Genomic DNA, 14242 nt, shown 5'->3' with positions numbered 1-14242 from the left:
GGCTTGCCTACGGGGTGCAGGCGAGGGTGCCGGTGCGGAGGGCGTGGCCGCCGTCGTTGCCGTCGTCGGCCCACACGACCGGCTTGACACCCGCGACGCAGGCGGTCTGCGGTGCGATCGCGAAGCCCTCGTTGTTGTAGTCGGGCATCCCGGTGGGGCGGTCGTACCGGGCGGTGGCGGTGAACCGACCCTGCGCGTCGATGTCGAGCACGGCCGTCCGGCCCTGGCAGGTGTCGTCACAGGAGGCCCACAAGTGGCCGGTCGCGGGCTCGAATTCGAGATCCGTCACCGCCGGGAACCCGCTCGCGATGGTGGCGATCCGGGTGTATCCCCCGCCGCCCTGGTTCAACGCGTAGGCGTACACCGTGCCGTTGGCCTCCAGGCCGGCGAAGACCAGACCGCTGCCGTGACCCGGGTAGGCGGCCGGGTCGTAGGCCGCGCCGGTGTGTTCGTCGCGGAAGCCGTGTGCGGTGAGGAACGTGTCCGGGACCCAGGAGATGCCCTCGAGACCGCTGTTGGCGGCCACCGCGGGCAGATCGGCGGTGAGGTTCCATTCAGCGGTCGCGTTCAGCGAGCCGGCCGTGCCCGAGACGTCGAAGCGAAGGATCTTCGGCTTGCTGACTCCGTCGTTGTCGTTGTCGCGTTCGGTGGCGACGAACATCCCGTCGGGGGTGACGCTCACGCCCTCCGCGTCCGGATCACCGCTGCCGTCGGCGTAGTTCAACGCCTTGCCGGAAGCCCAGCCGCCGGAGGGATCCGGGCGCCACCTCGCACCGTCGGGCACGAGCCGGTAGAGCCTGCTCGGGCCGTTCCGCACCGCCCACAACACGCCGGCGCTCTGGAACGAGAGACCGCTGAGGTTCGTGCCGAACACGTTCGAGGCGTCGGCGACGGTGACACTCGCGCCGCCCGGCCAGGCGCTCCCGGACGGCTGCCCGCACGCGTTCGCCGCGCCCTTGGTCGGCGCCGTCGTCGTGCCGAAGGCACCGGTGCCGTCGGCGCAGCGGCCGTAGGTCGTGCCGGCGTGCGCGGTCCAGGTGTAGGAGTCCACCAGCGTCGAGCCGCCGGGCCGGAACAGGCGTGCCGAGTCGGAACTGCCCAGCCCGAACGAGGAGTCGACGTCCAGCGCCAGATGCCCGCCGGCCGGCAGCGAGGTACCGGCGGCGACGGTGTACTTGTGCGAGTTGTCGTTGTCCTTGACGACCCAGCCGGATATGTCGGCGGCTGTGGAGCCGGTGTTGACCAACTCGACCCAGTCGCCGGGCGTACCGCCGTTCGACTCGATCTCGTTGATGCGCACGGTGGGTGGCGCCTGGGCCTGGGCAACTGCCACGACCTGCTCGTGTGTCGGGGCCTGAGCGGATGCCGGTGAGCCGGGCGATCCGAGGGCCACGACGGACAGGGCGACGGCGACGAGTCGGACTCTTCCACGCCAATGCGTTCGCAAGGTGACCAGTCCTTTGTCTCAGGGGGTCGGGCAGCGCACACCCTCCTGTACGAAGGTTCCTGCATATCGGCGACGGATGCCTTAACTTGCCGCGAACGGGGTGGGAAGGGCGTGGGGCCGACCGTGTCGCGAAGCCGGCCGTGGGGTGTCGTGCGGCGAGTCAATCCACTTGCGGATAGGTGACGCCGATCTGCTTGCGGATCGTGTCCAGAGTGCGCATCACCGCGAGGGTGCCCGCCAGTGGTACGAGGGGCGATTCGGTCTCGCCGGCGCGCAGACAGCGGTTCACCTCGGCGGCCTCGTGGCGCATGGTGCCGCGTTCGGGGTCGGCGGTGGCCTCGGCGAGCAGGACCGTCTGCGGTCCCTGGCCGGGCCGGTGGATGACGAAGCGGTCCGGGTAGAAGAAGCCGTCGGCGAATTCGATCCGCCCCCTGGTGCCGGTGATCGTCGCGGGGGCGTCGGTGGTTGCGGTGAACGTGCAGCCGAGGGTGGCCACGGCGCCGCTGTCCCAGCCCAGCACGATCCCGGTGTTGTCGTCCACGCCCTCGGGGGTCAGGTGCGCCCAGGCACGGATCGCGTCGGGCTCACCGAGCAACAACTGGGCGAAGGACACCGGATAGACACCGAGATCGAGCAGCGCGCCGCCGCCCTGCGCGGGGTCGCGCAGCCGGTGCTCCGGCGGGAACTCCCCGGCGAAGCCGAACGCCGCCGAGACGCTCCGTATCTCGCCGATCTCGCCGGCGGCGATCACCTCGCGCAGTCGGCGGATCAGCGGGTGGCAGTACGTCCACATCGCCTCCATCAGGAACAGCCCGCGATCCCGGGCCAGCTCCACCAGTTCGCGGGCCTCCCGCGCGTCGAGGGTGAACGCCTTCTCGCACAGCACGGCCCGGCCCGCCTCCAGGCACAGCCCGGCCGCGACCCGGTGCGCCGAGTGCGGTGTCGCCACGTAGACGACGTCGACGCCGTCATCCGCGGCCAGTTCGGCCCAACTGCCGTGGGCGCGGGGGATGCCGAACCGCTCGGCGAACGCCTTCGCGGCCTCCGTGCTCCGGGAGCCGACCGCGACGACCTCCGTGTTCGGCAGGCTCCGCAGCGCCCCGGTGAACTCGGCGGCGATGCCGCCGGTGGCCAGGATCCCCCAACGGATGGTCCGGGTAACGTCGTTCATCGCGTGCCTCACAACTCGGTCTCGATCCCGCCCGACCACCGACGGTTCGGTGATCACCTCGACGTGCTCGGATGGAGCGTGCCATACGGCCTGCCGGACCGAGCACAGGGGAGCCGTGACCGGCCTCACCGGGACGGACGCCGTGGTGGGTGGTCCGGTGGAAACCGACGCCGTGGCCGACGGTCCCGTCGGGACCGTCGGCCACGGCGGATGAGCGCGCCGTCGGTCGGGTGCGGGTGCTACCCCAGCGTGATCTCGTCGCCGATCGACCGTTCCCGGGCGGCGGCGACCACCAGTACCGCCGCCGCGTCCTGGACCGCGACGCCGACCGATTTGTACACGGTGAGCTGGTTCGGCGAGGTGCGTCCGGGGCGGGTGCCGGCGACGAGTTCGCCCAGTTCGGCGTGTACATGCCCGGCGGTGATCACGCCGTCGCGGATCGGCATCAGCAGGTCGTTGCTGCCCGCGGGGAACGGCGCCAGTACGGCCCGCCGCGATTCGACGCACACCAGCGCGTCGGCGATCGTGGCGTCGTCGAGTTCGCGGCCGGCCGGATTGAAGCCGACCGAGGCGACATGTGTCCCGGGCGCCAACCACGCGCGGCGCACCACGGGTTCGAGGGAGTGGGTGGCCGCCGCGACGATGTCGGCGCCGTCCAGCGCCCCGGCACAGTCGCCGTCGCGCGCACTTCGGCATCCAGCCTCCTCGCGGCCTGAGCGGCCTGAGCGGGCCACCCGTACGCCCGGTCACAGCGTTGCCCGCACCCGCCGCCCCGTCGCACGCGACACGCGCCCGGCCGGGCAGGTTCACGCGTCCGTACCCCTCCGCGCCGCTGCGCCCCCACTTCTTCCGAGCCGGGACCGGGCCGCGGCATCGGCCCGGCCCGACCGCCGCGGCGGGTCGGACGGCCTCAGGCGTGCGGCCCTCGACGCCGCCGTGGCGTGGTCGAGGTGACCGGCGGGGGTTGCGATGGTGCGGCGACCGGTGGAGGTTGTGACGCGTCGGTCAGCTCGCTCGGTACGGCCGCGCGCAGGGCTTCGACGGCCGCGACCACCGCGGGGTGTGCGGCGGCGCCGCTGCGAAAGGCGATCCGGGTGCGGCGATGGATCGCCAGCCTGGTCAGACCCACCGCGGCCGGAGGATCCGCGATTCCCAACTGCGGTACGACGGCGACGCCGTGGCCGGCCGCCACCAGCGCCAGCACGGTGGCGAAGTCGTCCACCTGGTGGCGCACATGCGGCGTGAACCCGGCGGCCTGGCAGGCCCGGATCGTCATCGCGTGGCACATCGTGCCCGAAGTCGCGGTGATCCAGGGTGAGTCGCGCCAATGCGCGAGCGCCGACGCGGCGGCCTCGGCCGGCGGTGCGGATGTCACCGACGCCAGGTACATCGGCTCGGTGTACAACGGCCGGGCAGCCAGGCCCGGTTCGTCCGTCGGCGGGACGAAGTCGTACTCGTGGATCAGCGCCACGTCCAGGTCACCCGCGCGCAGCGCGTCCGCGACGCCGGCCGGATCGATCTCCAGCACCATCGGCTCCAGGCCCGGGTGCCGGTCGCCGAGACAGGCCAGCGCGGCCGGAACGATCGTTCGGGTCGCGGTGGGGAAGGTGCCGATCCGCAGCGGGCCCGCCAGACCGCGGCGGGTGCCGGCCAGCTCCGCTGCGGCCTGTTCCAGATGGTCCAGGACAGCCTCCGCGTGCCGGACCAGGTTTCGGCCGGCGGGGGTGAGGGTGACTCGGCGACCGGTGCGTTCCAGCAGGGGCACGCCCGCCTCGCGTTCGAGCGTGGCGAGTTGTTGGGAGACCGCCGAGGGGGTGAAGGCGAGCGCCTCGGCGACCGCGGCGATGGTGCCGCGCAGCGAGAGTTCGCGCAGCAGGCGCAGGCGGCGGACGTCGAGCATCGGCTCAGCTTACGCTCGGATTCACAAATGTGAACTGGACCTGAACGAAATCCGCGGGTCACGCTGGTGGACATGAATCCGATTTCACCCCTGCACGGGGTTCAGGTACCGCTCGTCACGCCGTTCGCCGCCGACGGAGGCATCGCCGAGGACGCACTGGAGGGCCTCGCGCACGGCGTGCTGGACGCGGGCGCCACGGGGATCGTCGCCCTGGGGACGACCGGCGAGGCCGCCACACTCGACGCCGACGAGAAGCTCGCGGTCGTGGACGTGTGCGCGCGGGTGTGCGCCGCCCGCGGCGCGGCGCTGACGATCGGCGTCGGCGGCAACGACACCCGGGCCGGTGCGCGGGCCCTCGCGGACCTCGCGCGGTGGCCGACGGCCGCCGCCGCGCTGGTGCCCGTCCCGTACTTCACGCGCCCCGCGCAGGCGGGTGTGCGGGCGCACTTCGCCCACCTGGCGAGCGCAAGTGCGCTGCCGCTGATCGTCTACCACATCCCGTATCGCACCGGGCAGCCGCTCGACGCGGCCGCACTGCGCGAGTTGGCCCGGATCCCCGGTGTCGTGGGCGTCAAGCTCGCGGCGGGCGGCATCGATCACGAGACGGTGGATCTGCTCGGCGACCTGCCGCCCGACTTCGCGGTGCTGGCCGGCGACGACCTGTTCCTGTCACCCCTGCTGGCCCTGGGTGCGGCGGGCGGCATTCTCGCCTCGGCGCACCTGGCCACCGGGCGGTTCGTGGAACTGGCCGACGCCTGGCGCGACGGCGACCTCGTCCGGGCCCGGGACCTGGGCCACGCGCTGGCGAGGTTGTCGGCCGCGGCGTTCGGCGAACCCAATCCGACCGTGGTCAAGGGCGTCCTGCACGCGCAGGGCCGAATCCCGACCCCCGACGTACGACTGCCGTTGCTGCCCGCCCGACGCGCGTCGATCGACGCGACCCTGAAGCGACTGGCCGACCTGGGTGGGTAGGCGTGAGCGCGGGTTCACGTCGTCGGGCGGTGTGCGTGCCGCGCAGTGCCCGGCCGTGTTGTGCCCCGGTGCGGTGCGGTGCGGTGCGGTGCGGCGCGGCGCGGTGGGTGTGTTGTCGACGGCTCGGAGACGGCCTCAAGGCGGCGGGAAACGGCCTCCATGACCGCTGTGCTCGCGCGCCTCGACCCCTCGCGCGTGCTTGCGTTCACCCCGTCGGGAAGCGGGTCACCCAGCGGCGTTGCCAGGGCGTTTCGACGGCGCGCGGGTGGTGGTGTCGCCGGGTCCAGGCGACGGCGTCGGTGGGGTCGACGCCGGTCAGGACGGCGAGGCAGGCGATGACCGTACCGGTGCGGCCGACGCCGCCACCACAGGCGACCTCCACCGAGGTGCCGGCGCGGGCCCGTTCGTGCAGGGCACGGATGTGGCGTACGGCCGCGTCCCGGTCGCGCGGCAGGAGGAAGTCGGGCCAGTCGATCCACGTGTGCGACCACGGCAGTCGGTCCTCGTGCCGGCGACGCAGCCGGTCGGAGCCGAGGTAGAGGCCGAATTCGGGGACCGGCCCGTCCGGCAGCGGGTGGCGCAGGCCGCGGCCGCGGATCGGGGTGCCGTCCGGGAGGTGCAGTGTGCCCACGAGGGAGGTGCCGCTCATCGGGTGGTGCCGCCGATCCGGTTGCGGGCGCGGTGGTTGGCCACGTTGACCCGGTTGCCGCACAGGTCGGGCATGCAGTAGCGGCGGCGCCCGGCTCGGCTGGTGTCCACGAACACGCCTCGGCAGTCGGGGGTGACGCAGGCCCGAAAACGTTCGTGGCCGAGCCCGCGGACGACGCCGAGCAGTGCGACGCCGATCAGCGCGGCCAGTTCGTCGGCGAGTGTGGCGTCGAGTGCGGTCGGGACGTACCACTGCCATCGGTTGTCGGCGTCGCGATGCAGCACGGGGGCGCGGCCGACGCGTGCGGCCAGTACGGTCGCGCCCGCGACGGCCTGCGCCTCGGTCTCGGTCTCCACGACGACGCGTACCTCGCGGCGCAGGAGCCGCACCCGGTGCAGGTCCTCGTCGGTGGGCGTCCGGTCGTCGGCCGTGGCGTCCGGCGAGACCCCGTGCTCGGCAAGGAAATGCGCCAGGGCGCCCGGGTCGGGGAGCGCGTCGCCGGTGGTGGGCCGCACGGTGGGTGAGGTGTTGATCAGATCGGTGGCGACCGTCGCCCCGAGGGTGTAGTCGGTCAGGGGGATTCGCACGCCTCGCGCTCTTTCCCGGGTCGCGGTGGGTGGTCGTGTGGAGCGGGCGGTCAGGAATGAGTAACCGCTCAAGCGTGACTATAACCCTTACCGCGTGATGTGGGGTAGGCCCGCCGCCACCTTGCGCATTCGTCTGCGCCGACCACCGGCGGGCCCTTTCGTCCGGTGCGAACTAGAAGACGGGGGGCCCCGATTCGATGCGACGCAGGATCGGGGTCAGCCGGTACAGGTCGGCGTTGTCCATGCGTTGGCGTTCGTCCCACCACGTGGCGCCGGCGTCGATCAGCGGCCCGAGCAGGTCGTGGGCCCGAGCGGGGTCGGTGGGACTGACGCCACCGAGGACGAGGTCGAAGGGGGCCTCGGGCCGGGCGTCGCGGTGCTTGCGCACGTAGGCGACCAGGTCGCGGACCTGGTCGACCGGTGGAGTGTGACCGTGCCTGGCGGAGGCGAACAGCGGGACCGCGCCGTCCCAGCGCGCGGCGCGGCGCATCGGTGGGCGATTCGGCCAGAACCCGCCGATCCACACCGGCGGCCGCGGCCGCTGTGTCGAGGCCGGCAGCAGCGTCACGTCCCGGACCCGGTAGTGCGCTCCGTCGTGGTTCACCGGTTCGCCCGACCAGTAGCGGTCCAGCAGGTCCAGCCCCTCGTCCAGGCGCTCGGCGAGGACGACCGGGTCGGTCGGCTCGCCGAAGTCACCGTACTCGTCCTGGAACGGGCCGCCCAACCCGGCGCCGAAGATCACCCGCCCACCGCTGAGCGCGTCCAACGTGGCCACCTGACGGGCGAGTTGCTGTGGGCGCCGGCGCGGAACCGGGGTGACCAGGGTGCCCAGTCTGATCCGCGAGGTGGCCAACGCCGCGGCGGTCAGCAACATCCAGGGATCGCCGAAGGGTTGGCCGCGCCGCGCGCGTTTGTCGTGCACCACGTGATCCCAGACGAACAGACCGTCCCAGCCCGCCTGTTCGGCTGCGACCGCCGCCGTGGCCACCGCCCTGGGGTCGGCAAAGTCGCCGAAGTTCGGAATATTGACGGAAAAGCGCATCCCCGCATCCTGCTCCGCCCCGACACCCCCGGCAACCCCGACCGGCCGACGCACAGCCGGGCGGCCCACGGACCGGCCGATCCACCGACACGGCCTACGCGCGGGACGGCGTGGTCGTCGGAACGGCGGGCGAACACGTGGCCCACTCCGGCACAACGATCGCGTCGTCGCCGCTCGACGCCGTCGGCCGGGTGGGCTCGGGGGACGGCGGCGCCAGGGCCGAGAGGCCGGAGCGATGGGACGAGTGCCCCGGTGGCGGTGGGGACTTGGCTGGTCGTGGTCTGTTGGCCGGGGCCACTGTTCGGGGTGAGGGGGCTTCGCGGAGAATCGTGGTGGAGCCCCGATCTGCGGGGTCGGCGGGAAGGGAGCAGGTCGTTGATCCGTTTCGCGCACCGCGCCAAGGGCGGGGCCGTGCTGGGCGCGGCTCCGGGCCATCATGGGCCGTTCGGCGCCGATGGCCCCAACGCCCTTGCCGACGTTCGTCTCGTGCCGCGTCCCTACACCCATCCGGACACGCAGATCCTGCTGTATGCCCTGTACTCGGAGCAGGTCGCCCTGTACGGCTTCGCCGATCATCCCGACACCACCGAGCCGCGCGATCTGGAGCCCCCCGACGGCTTGTTCGTGCTCGCCTACAGCGCACACACCCCGGTCGGCTGCGGCGGATGGCGCACGATGCCCGGCCGGGCGGCGGAGATCAAACGCCTGTACGTCAGCCCCGAGCAGCGGGGCCACGGCCACGGCCGCCGCCTGCTCGGCACGCTGGAGCACACCGCCGCCCAGGCCGGCGCACGGCGACTCGTCGTGGAGACCGGCAATCGCAACGTCCGGGCCCTCGCCCTGTTCGCGGGAGCCGGCTACACCCTCCGGGACCCCTACGTCGACGGCCGCGACCCGACGATCACCCGAGCCATGACCAAACCCCTCCTGCGCACGGCGGGCAACGGCCCCCTCTCCGCCCCGCCCCGCTGAGCCCATCGCGCCGGACCCCACGGCGACGGCGCCGTGTGTCACGGCCGCGGATCGCGTGCCGCGACCGACACCGGTGGATGCCTGCCGGACGCGGGCCGGGCGAGGAATCCGCGGTGTGCGGCTGACGGCGGGGTGGACGCGGAACGGGCCGGGTCAGTCGAAGAGGGATTCCTGGACGTCGAGGGCGGGCATGAATTCGGGTTCGACGATGGGCGCGGAGGACCCGGCGACCCGGGCGAGGTCCTCCAGGGTGGACCAGCGGCCGGTGGCGATGCCCTGGGCGACGGTGGTGTGGAACAGGTGGGCCAGCGCGTACGCGTCCCAGGTGACCGCGCGTTCGGCGGGCGGTCGCAGGCCGATGTGCCGGAGTCTGGTGTCGAACGACTGCGGTGCGGCGGTCGGGGTGACGATCGCGGCGAGGGCCGGCGCGTCCAGGACGACAGACGAGGCGAGTAGCGGGCAATAAGCGCGCTGCTCCCACACGAGCGTCTTCTCGGCGAACGGCGGCAGCCCGATCACCGCGTGCGGGAGGTCGCGGACCATGTGGCGTTCGATGTCCGCCAGCGCCGCGGCGAGGGAGCCGGGAACGGCGGGCGGTACCGGGACGCCGATCGGCGCGGGCGGCGAACTTCCGGGCGCGGGAGGTTCGATCGGGGCGTGCGCGCGCCAGGCGACGTGATCGCCCGGACCGTGATGCGTGAGTGCGGCGACCTCGACGGGGACCGGGCGCTGTAGCCCCCGGGTCTCCAGCCGGAAGCGCAACCCCACGAAGCGCACACCCGACAACGGCGTCGTACTCGTTTGTCCGGCCACGCCCGGAGTCTAGGCCGAAGCGGCCGCGTCACCGCGTCGTCCCGACGTCCCCGCCCTTGTTGACCGACGTCACCGGCTTCGCCGACGGCACGATCCCGGTGCTGTTGCCGACCTACGGCGTCGGCGCGGCCGTCGGCAACGTGATCGGCGGCCGGCTGTCCGACCGGGCGCCGATGGCGGCCCAACTGGGCCTGCTCGCCGCCCTCGCGGCGGCCCTGGTGCTGATCCGGACGGTCAGCGGCAGCATGGCGCTCACCGCGATCATGGTGTTCGTGGTCGGCGCGCCGGGCTTCTCGGTCATTCCCGGGACGCAGGCCCGGGTGCTGGGCACCGCCGCCGAGGCGCCCACCCCGGCCATGGCGGTGAACGCGCCCGCGTACCAACTCGCCGCCGCCCCGGGCGCCTGGCTCGGCGGCCGGGTCGTCAACGACGGTCCCGGCCTGCGCTCGATCCACCTGATCGCCGGCCGCCGCAGTGGTCGTCGGCATCCTCGTCGGCGGGTACGCGTGGCGTCGCGACCGGACGGCCGTCCCGCTGACCTCGGCGAGCTGATCCGCCCGGGTGACCGACGGGTGAACGGGCGCCGTCGGTGACCGCTCGGCCTCGGCCGCTCAGCCGGTGAGATCCCAGACGGTCGCTTCCAGGCGCAGGGGAACGCCGGCGGCGGCCGGCCAGACCACCCGGAAATACCCGGTGCGTCCCTCGTTGGTGACCATGCACAGGCGGGTGCCCGGGGTGAGTTCGCCACCCAGGTAGGTGCCTCGCTTGCGGACCGCCTCGGCGCATACCTCCGGGGTCGGGTCCGGGTTGCCCTGGGGGATTGCGGCCAGGGTGTTGGTGGAGCCGACCGTGATGAGCTCGGGCGCGCCCAGCGTGTACGCGAACATCAGATCCGCGGCCTTGTTCGACTGGGAGACCAGCGGCGGGTTGGTGTCGAACTCGACGTACTGCTTGTTCGGGTCGACGGTGACCGAACCGGGCCCGAACAGGACCCGCGGCGTTTGACCGCCCGGCGACGGCGCGTTCGACGCCGACTGGCCGCCGCCACCGGTGGCCGGCGGCTTCTGCGAGCCCTGCGAAGCCTGCGGGTTCTGCGCGCCGGGCGCGGGGGCCGAGTTCGCCGACGGAGCCTTCGAATCCGAATCGGAATCGGACCGACTGACGGCGATGGTGACGAAGATGCCGATCAGCGGAATGGCGATGCCCACCACCCACCACGCCCATCTGGGTTGGCTCGGGTGCGGATGAGGAGGGGGGCTCTGAGCACCTGGATAGCCCGGATGGTTGGTCAAGTCGCCTCCGTGGTATGCGTGGCCGATCAGCCGCGGCACTCTATCCAAGGAACATCCCCGGCCGCACCCCCGCGACCGCGCACTCGACCGCCCCGCCGCCCGACGCCGGAACACTCCGGGCGGCGGCGCGGGATGGGCCGGGCCGCCGGTGCTCCTGTCGGTCGGTCGCGTGCGGGTCGGTTCGGCGGGGGCGGTGGCACGGTCGGGCCCGCAGGCGGCCCGAGGCCGGCCCGCTCGAGGCCCGAGGACGGCCGCAGGTGATGGAACAAGCCGTGCGAGAAGCGGCAAGAATGGGCAAATCGTCGACGGATATGCCGGCTATTTCTGTGCCTGTACTCACAATTACGACTATCAGATTTACAAGATCCTTCTGATGACGCATGCTTGCCCAGCCTGGGTGGGGGCTCGGGGGGAACGGACGAATTGATTCTCGGCGAGCCGATGGTTCGCCGTGTTCGTGCTGCCCGCATGCGGTCTCACACCGGGATCCGCAGGTGCGCTCGCGATGCCGCTTCGTCCGTTCGCATAGGTCCGGTCCGAATGCGATGGCGGGATGAACGACACCGGTTACGTGAATGTGACGCCGCGAGGGCGGCACCGAGGGCGCGACGAGCACGCGATGGCGGCGGATCATCCGACCGTGGTCCTCGCGCCGATTCGTCCTGAGCCACAACCTTCGTTCGTCCCGGGGCCGGCTGCACGCGTCCCCGAGCCGGCCACGGCCGCCGGCCCGCGCCGGCACCGAGCGCGCAAGGCCGAGCCGTTCCGGCTCAAGACCAAGCGCCGCCGGCGCCGCTCGTTGCCGACGGTGGACGTGCACGCGATGCGGATCACCGCATTGGTGCCCGCGCACAACGAGGAAGCGCAGATCGCCGAGACCATCCAATCCCTTTACGGGCAACGGCGACCGCCGGAGACGATCATCGTCATCGCGGACAACTGCTCCGACCGCACCGTGGAGATCGCCCGCTCGATGGGCGTACAGGTCTACGAGACCGTCGACAACAAGCACAAGAAGGCCGGCGGCCTCAACCAGGTCATCGACCGCATCCTGCCCGGACTCGGCCCGGCCGACGCGGTCCTGGTGATGGACGCCGACTCGACTCTCGGCCCGGAGTTCCTCAGCCACGGCCTGGAGCGGTTGGCGACCGGCAAGTACGGCGCCGTCGGAGGGACCTTCACCGGCAAGCCCGGCGGTGGCTTCGTGGGCATGCTGCAACGCAACGAATACGCCCGCTACGTCCGCGACGTGGAGCGGCTCCAGGGCAAGGCTCTCGTGCTCACCGGCACCGCCACCCTCTTTCGCGCGCTGACCCTGCAGGAGGTGGTCGCCGCTCGCGCGACCCACGAACTGCCCGGCGCCGCACACGTATACGACACGCGGGTACTGACCGAGGACAACGAACTCACCCTCGGCATCCTGCACCTCGGCCTGCGGATCGTGTGTCCGCCCAAGTGCACCCTGATGACCGAGGTCATGAGCACCTGGTCGGACCTGTTCCAGCAGCGGCTGCGCTGGAAGCGCGGTGCCCTGGAGAACCTGACCGATTACGGGTGGACGCACATCACCCGAACCTATTGGGGCCGCCAACTGCTGTCCCTGATCGGTCTGTTGGTCATCGGGATCTACCTCGGCTCGCTGTTGTTGTCCCTCCTCCTCACCGGACAGGTACGCATCCAACCGGTGTGGATGGTGGTCACGTTGGTCTTCTCCGTGGAGCGCGCCGTGAGTGTCCGCAAACGCGGACCGCTACAGGTGGTGCTCGGCGCGCTGATCGTGGTCGAAATGGCCTTCGACCTCTACCTCCAGGCAGCCCAGGCAAAGGCCTTCTGGGACGCCATCCGAAGAAAAGAAAGGAAGTGGTGACCATGTATCACGCAAGTACAGGAGCGGCGGCGGTCGGTGCCGGCGGCGCTTTGGCGGCGACCGGCGCGAACGTCATGTGGGCGTTCGTGGCCGCGTTCACGCTGTTCAGCGCGGGCCTCGCGCTCAAGCGGATCCTGCCTGCCCGCAACAGCTGACGACCCGTCGGCATTCGCTGTTCCCGCGGACGAGGCATCCGGTCAACCGTTCCCGGACGACCTTTGACGCGGAGCTTGTGAACAGGCGGCCCACCGTCGGCCGGCGGTGGGCCGTGGTCAATATCGGTTCTCGCATTCGGAAGGACGACCGAAATGAAGTCGAGCGCACGAGTCCGCACCTGGGGGGCCGTCGCGATCGCGGCGGTGACGGGCCTGATCCTGGGCCCGACCGGACCCGCGCACGCAGACCCGGCGCCGCCGGCTCCCTGCTCCGCCGGCTATGCGGCGATCTCCTTCGACGACGGCCCCACGACCCTGACTCCCGCGTACGTCCGGGCGCTCAACGACGCCGGCTGGGTAAAGGCGACGTTCTTCCTTACCGGGGCACACGCCCTGGACTACCCGCAGTACGTCCAGCAGATCGCCGCAGGCGGCCACTGGATCGGCAACCACTCGTTCTCGCACCCGTTCCTGGACGAGCTTTCCGGGGAGGACGCGTTCGACGAACTCCTCGGCACGAACCAGATCCTCCAGGCCCGAACCGGCCACGCGCCGACGCTGTTCCGCCCGCCGTACGGCCGGACCAACACGGCGATCCGCCAGGACGCGACCACGTTCGGGATGACCGAGGTGCTGTGGACGAACGACTCGTTCGACTACAACGGCATCTCCACCGACGACATCGTCGCCAACGCCCTCCGGGTGCGACCGGGCGGCATCATCCTGCTGCACGAAGGCTACGAGACCACCCTCGCCGCCATCCCGCGCATCATCGACGGCTTGGCCGAACGCGGCCTGTGCGCCGGCAAGATCGTCCCCACGACGACCCCGGTGGAAGCCTGGCCGGGCACCACGTACTACGCCGCGGCCGCACACTGGTGAGCGGCGCACGGAGGGCACTCGGAGAACACGTCGGGGGCACCCCCGCACGATGTCGCATCCCGTCGCCTCCGTCGGTCTGAACAGAACAACGAACGCCCCGGTCGGAAGCTTGGGTTCTAGTGGTCGTCGCAACACCCCAGCTCAGGGGATGCGATGGACTTCGAGATCCGTGGGACTCGGGAACCTCAGGGTCCCGTGAAACTGGCCCGGGAGCGGGAGGAATACTTCCGGCTCGTGGATCAAGGACTGGGGTTCGCGGAGGCATGCCGGGTCGTCGGCATCAACGTCCGCACGGGGAAGCGATGGCGCAACGGGTACAGCCCGACCGCAGGCAGGAAGGGGGCGCCGCCGATCACCGCGGCGCCCTCGTCCGGCCCGTCGAGACACCTGCGCGAAGCCGACCGCATCCACATTGCCGACCGGCTGCGGGACAAGGCCGGCGTCCGCACGATCGCCGCCGAGCTGGGCCGCAGCCCCTCCACGATCAGCCGGG

The 14242-nt window shown here is 71.8% G+C and carries 16 protein-coding genes; 7 read left to right on the top strand and 9 right to left on the bottom strand.

Annotated elements, in window-relative coordinates; genetic code table 11:
• Positions 1–7: 7 nt before the first annotated feature.
• From A3IC_RS0146375 to A3IC_RS0146355, 4 genes are all read right to left on the bottom strand, one after another.
• Positions 8–1333, bottom strand: coding sequence for a lamin tail domain-containing protein (locus A3IC_RS0146375; RefSeq protein WP_245599860.1), 1326 nt, complete (start codon positions 1331–1333; stop codon positions 8–10).
• Positions 1334–1607: 274 nt separating this feature from the next.
• Positions 1608–2618, bottom strand: a complete 1011-nt coding sequence (locus A3IC_RS0146370; RefSeq protein ID WP_020556886.1) for a Gfo/Idh/MocA family protein — start codon at positions 2616–2618, stop codon at positions 1608–1610.
• A gap of 239 nt (positions 2619–2857) precedes the next feature.
• Positions 2858–3352, bottom strand: a complete 495-nt coding sequence (locus tag A3IC_RS60525) for a hypothetical protein (RefSeq protein WP_079027130.1) — start codon at positions 3350–3352, stop codon at positions 2858–2860.
• A gap of 176 nt (positions 3353–3528) precedes the next feature.
• On the bottom strand, positions 3529–4518 hold the full coding sequence (locus A3IC_RS0146355) for a LysR family transcriptional regulator (protein WP_020556883.1): 990 nt from the start codon (positions 4516–4518) through the stop codon (positions 3529–3531).
• 72 nt (positions 4519–4590) lie between these two features.
• On the opposite strand from A3IC_RS0146355, the gene A3IC_RS0146350 reads away from it, so the two are divergent.
• The gene (locus A3IC_RS0146350) at positions 4591–5490 is read left to right on the top strand and encodes a 4-hydroxy-tetrahydrodipicolinate synthase family protein (RefSeq protein WP_040878512.1); all 900 of its coding nucleotides are present in this window, start codon (positions 4591–4593) and stop codon (positions 5488–5490) included.
• Between the two features lie 205 nt (positions 5491–5695).
• On the opposite strand, the gene A3IC_RS0146345 is transcribed toward A3IC_RS0146350, so the two are convergent.
• The 3 genes from A3IC_RS0146345 to A3IC_RS0146335 all read right to left on the bottom strand — a co-directional run bounded on the left by A3IC_RS0146345 (position 5696) and on the right by A3IC_RS0146335 (position 7768).
• Positions 5696–6139, bottom strand: a complete 444-nt coding sequence (locus A3IC_RS0146345) for a protein-tyrosine phosphatase family protein (RefSeq protein WP_020556881.1) — start codon at positions 6137–6139, stop codon at positions 5696–5698.
• Positions 6136–6726, bottom strand: a complete 591-nt coding sequence (locus A3IC_RS0146340; RefSeq protein WP_020556880.1) for a CGNR zinc finger domain-containing protein — start codon at positions 6724–6726, stop codon at positions 6136–6138. Before A3IC_RS0146340 ends, A3IC_RS0146345 begins: the two co-directional genes overlap by 4 nt.
• A 172-nt stretch (positions 6727–6898) precedes the next feature.
• A complete protein-coding gene (locus A3IC_RS0146335) occupies positions 6899–7768 on the bottom strand; it encodes an LLM class flavin-dependent oxidoreductase (protein ID WP_026219534.1) in 870 nt (289 codons plus the stop codon).
• 375 nt (positions 7769–8143) lie between these two features.
• Between A3IC_RS0146335 and A3IC_RS60520 the strand changes: the two genes are divergently transcribed.
• The gene (locus A3IC_RS60520; RefSeq protein ID WP_020556878.1) at positions 8144–8740 is read left to right on the top strand and encodes a GNAT family N-acetyltransferase; all 597 of its coding nucleotides are present in this window, start codon (positions 8144–8146) and stop codon (positions 8738–8740) included.
• A gap of 153 nt (positions 8741–8893) precedes the next feature.
• On the opposite strand, the gene A3IC_RS0146325 is transcribed toward A3IC_RS60520, so the two are convergent.
• Positions 8894–9553 (bottom strand): hypothetical protein, encoded by a 660-nt coding sequence (locus tag A3IC_RS0146325; protein ID WP_158696370.1) that lies wholly within the window; start codon positions 9551–9553, stop codon positions 8894–8896.
• Between the two features lie 56 nt (positions 9554–9609).
• On the opposite strand from A3IC_RS0146325, the gene A3IC_RS60515 reads away from it, so the two are divergent.
• Positions 9610–10146: an MFS transporter gene (locus tag A3IC_RS60515; protein WP_026219533.1), complete on the top strand. Its 537-nt coding sequence runs from the start codon at positions 9610–9612 to the stop codon at positions 10144–10146.
• Positions 10147–10164: 18 nt separating this feature from the next.
• Here A3IC_RS60515 and A3IC_RS63575 read toward each other — a convergent pair whose 3' ends face one another.
• Positions 10165–10761, bottom strand: coding sequence for a hypothetical protein (locus A3IC_RS63575; RefSeq protein WP_020556876.1), 597 nt, complete (start codon positions 10759–10761; stop codon positions 10165–10167).
• A 637-nt stretch (positions 10762–11398) separates the two neighbouring features.
• Between A3IC_RS63575 and A3IC_RS0146310 the strand changes: the two genes are divergently transcribed.
• From A3IC_RS0146310 to A3IC_RS60500, 4 genes are all read left to right on the top strand, one after another.
• The gene (locus tag A3IC_RS0146310; RefSeq protein WP_020556875.1) at positions 11399–12712 is read left to right on the top strand and encodes a glycosyltransferase family 2 protein; all 1314 of its coding nucleotides are present in this window, start codon (positions 11399–11401) and stop codon (positions 12710–12712) included.
• A gap of 2 nt (positions 12713–12714) precedes the next feature.
• On the top strand, positions 12715–12867 hold the full coding sequence (locus tag A3IC_RS68085; RefSeq protein ID WP_106669218.1) for a peptidase: 153 nt from the start codon (positions 12715–12717) through the stop codon (positions 12865–12867).
• A 153-nt stretch (positions 12868–13020) separates the two neighbouring features.
• On the top strand, positions 13021–13749 hold the full coding sequence (locus tag A3IC_RS0146300; RefSeq protein WP_020556873.1) for a polysaccharide deacetylase family protein: 729 nt from the start codon (positions 13021–13023) through the stop codon (positions 13747–13749).
• Positions 13750–13902: 153 nt separating this feature from the next.
• On the top strand, positions 13903–14242 hold a 340-nt coding region (locus A3IC_RS60500), incomplete at its 3' end, for a helix-turn-helix domain-containing protein (RefSeq protein WP_158696211.1).

The sequence above is a fragment of the Embleya scabrispora DSM 41855 genome (genome assembly GCF_000372745.1).
GTDB lineage: Bacteria > Actinomycetota > Actinomycetes > Streptomycetales > Streptomycetaceae > Embleya > Embleya scabrispora.
Note: the sequence above shows the minus strand (reverse complement) of the source record. Positions and strands in the feature narration are given on the sequence as shown.